The 2,418-nt window shown below is 72.1% G+C and carries 1 protein-coding gene; it reads right to left on the reverse strand.

Features of this window, described 5'->3' with window-relative positions:
- On the reverse strand, window positions 1–2,302 hold a 2,302-nt coding region (locus P3W75_RS06035), incomplete at its 3' end, for a 5-oxoprolinase/urea amidolyase family protein (protein WP_276226456.1).
- Between the last annotated feature and the right edge of the window lie 116 nt (window positions 2,303–2,418).

A 2,418-nucleotide genomic window follows, 5' to 3' on the forward strand; every position in this document is an offset into this window, starting at 1 on the left:
ATTCCGCGGATTGGGAGCGGGCCAGATCGCGGGCGGTACCGATGTCGACCGGTTCGAAGCGCACCTTGTCGCCGGCCTTGAGCTGGCCGAGTTGCCAGAGGTCGGCCTCGATCACCGTCACCGGGCAGACGAAGCCGCCCAGGCTCGGGCCGTCCGGGCCGAGGATCACCGGCATGTCGCCGGTGAAGTCCACCGCGCCGATGGCGTAGGGGTTGTCGTGGATGTTCGACGGGTGCAGGCCGGCCTCGCCGCCGCTGTCGCGCACCCACTCCGGTTTCGGGCCGATCAGGCGCACGCCGGTGCGGCTGGAGTTGAAGTGGACTTCCCAGTCGGTGGCGAAGAAGGTCCGGATGTACGCCGGGGTGAAGTATTCCGGCGCGCCGTGGGGGCCGTAGATCACCCGGATGCGACGTAGCGCCGGCAGCTCGCTGCGCAGCTCGGCGGGCAGGCTGGTGCCGTGGCGGGCGTCGGCGAGCGGCGCCAGGTGCAGCACGTCGCCGGCGCGCAGGGCGCGGCCGCCGTGGCCGCCGAACTGGCCGAGGGTGAAGGTGCTCTTGCTGCCGAGGTAGTCCGGCAGTTGCAGGCCGCCGCGCAGGCACAGGTAGCTGCGCGCGCCGGCCCCGGCGATGGCGCCGAGGCTCAGGGTGGAGCCGGCGGCGACGAACAGGCTGGTGTCCATGGCCTGCTCGCGACCGTCCAGCTGCACGGCCAGCGGCGCGCCGGTGACGGCGACCACGGCGTCGGTGTTGAAGCGCAGGGTCGGGCCGCCGAGGGTGATCTCCAGCGCCGCCATGCCTTCCGGGTTGCCCAGCAGGCGGTTGCCCAGGCGCAGCGCGCGGTCGTCCATCGGCCCCGACGGCGGCACGCCCACGGCCCAGTAGCCGAGGCGGCCGGGGTAGTCCTGGACGCTGGTCTGGGTGCCGGCGCCGAGCACTTCGACCGTGTCGGCGTGGTAGCGCAGGCCTTCCAGGCAGCGGGTCCAGGGCGAGCCGCTGGCGAAGGGGGCGTCGGCGAGGATCTGGCGCAGGTAGGCGCGGTTGCTTTCCACGCCGTACAGCAGGGTGTCCGCCAGCGCCCGGTCGAGGCCGGCGCTGGCCTCGGCGCGGCTGGGCGCCCAGGCGATCAGCTTGGCGATCATCGGGTCGAAGTAGGGCGGGATTTCGCAGCCGGCCTCGACCCAGGTATCGATGCGCAGGGCCCGGCCGTCGGCCGCCGGGAAGCGCACGGCGGTGAGCAGGCCGGGGCTGGGCTGGAAGTCGCGGCCGGGGTCTTCGGCGTAGAGCCGCGCCTGGATGGCGTGGCCGCTGGGTTTCAGCGCGGCGGCGAGTTCGCCCAGGGGCGGCAGCTCGCCGGCGGCCAGTTCGATCATCCAGCGCACCAGGTCGACGCCCCAGACCTGCTCGGTGACGCCGTGCTCCACCTGCAGGCGGGTGTTCACTTCGAGGAAGTAGAAGCGCTCGGCCTCGCTGTCGTAGACGAATTCCACGGTGCCGGCGCTGCGGTAGCTGACCGCCTTGGCCAGCTTGATCGCCGCCGCGCAAAGCTCGTCGGCCATGCCGGTCGGCAGGTTCGGCGCCGGGGTTTCCTCCAGTACCTTCTGGTTGCGCCGCTGCACCGAGCAGTCGCGCACGCCGAGGGCGATGACCTCGCCGGCGCCGTCGCCGAACACCTGCACTTCGAGGTGGCGGGCGCGCTGGATATATTTCTCGATGAACACCCCGGCGTCGCTGAAGTTGTTCTGCCCCAGGCGCTTCACCGCCTCGAAGGCTTCGCCCAGTTCCTGCGCCGAGCGGCACACGCGCATGCCGATGCCGCCGCCGCCGGCGGTGCTCTTGAGCATCACCGGGTAGCCGACCCGTTCGGCGGCTGCGAGGGCGATGTCGAGGCTGTCCAGCAGGTCGGTGCCTTCGAGCATCGGTACGCCTTGCTCGCGCGCCAGGGCGCGGGCGGTGTGCTTCAGGCCGAACACCCGCAGTTGCTCCGCGGTGGGGCCGACGAAGGCGATGCCGGCGGCTTCGCAGGCCTCGGCGAAGGCGGCGTTCTCGGAGAGGAAGCCGTAGCCGGGGTGGATCGCCCCGGCGCCGCTGGCGCGGGCGGCGGCGAGGATCTTGTCGACCACCAGGTAGGTGCTGGCGGCCGGGCCCGCGCCCAGCTCGAAGGCTTGGTCGGCCTGTTGCACGTGCAGGCTGGCGGCGTCGGCCTCGGCGTACACGGCCACGCCGCCGACGCGCAGTTCACGCAGGGTACGCAGGATGCGGCAGGCGATGGCGCCGCGGTTGGCGATCAGGAGCTTGTCGAACATGAGGAAGTCCCCATGGGGTGGCGGGCCGTCCCGCCGCTATTCGGTCTGCGCCATGGTCGTCCGTGGCGCACGAAACAATGTGCTTTCCGGGGAACCGGGCTATTCCTGTGCCGGGC

The organism is Pseudomonas citronellolis (assembly GCF_029335315.1).
Classification (GTDB): domain Bacteria; phylum Pseudomonadota; class Gammaproteobacteria; order Pseudomonadales; family Pseudomonadaceae; genus Pseudomonas; species Pseudomonas citronellolis_A.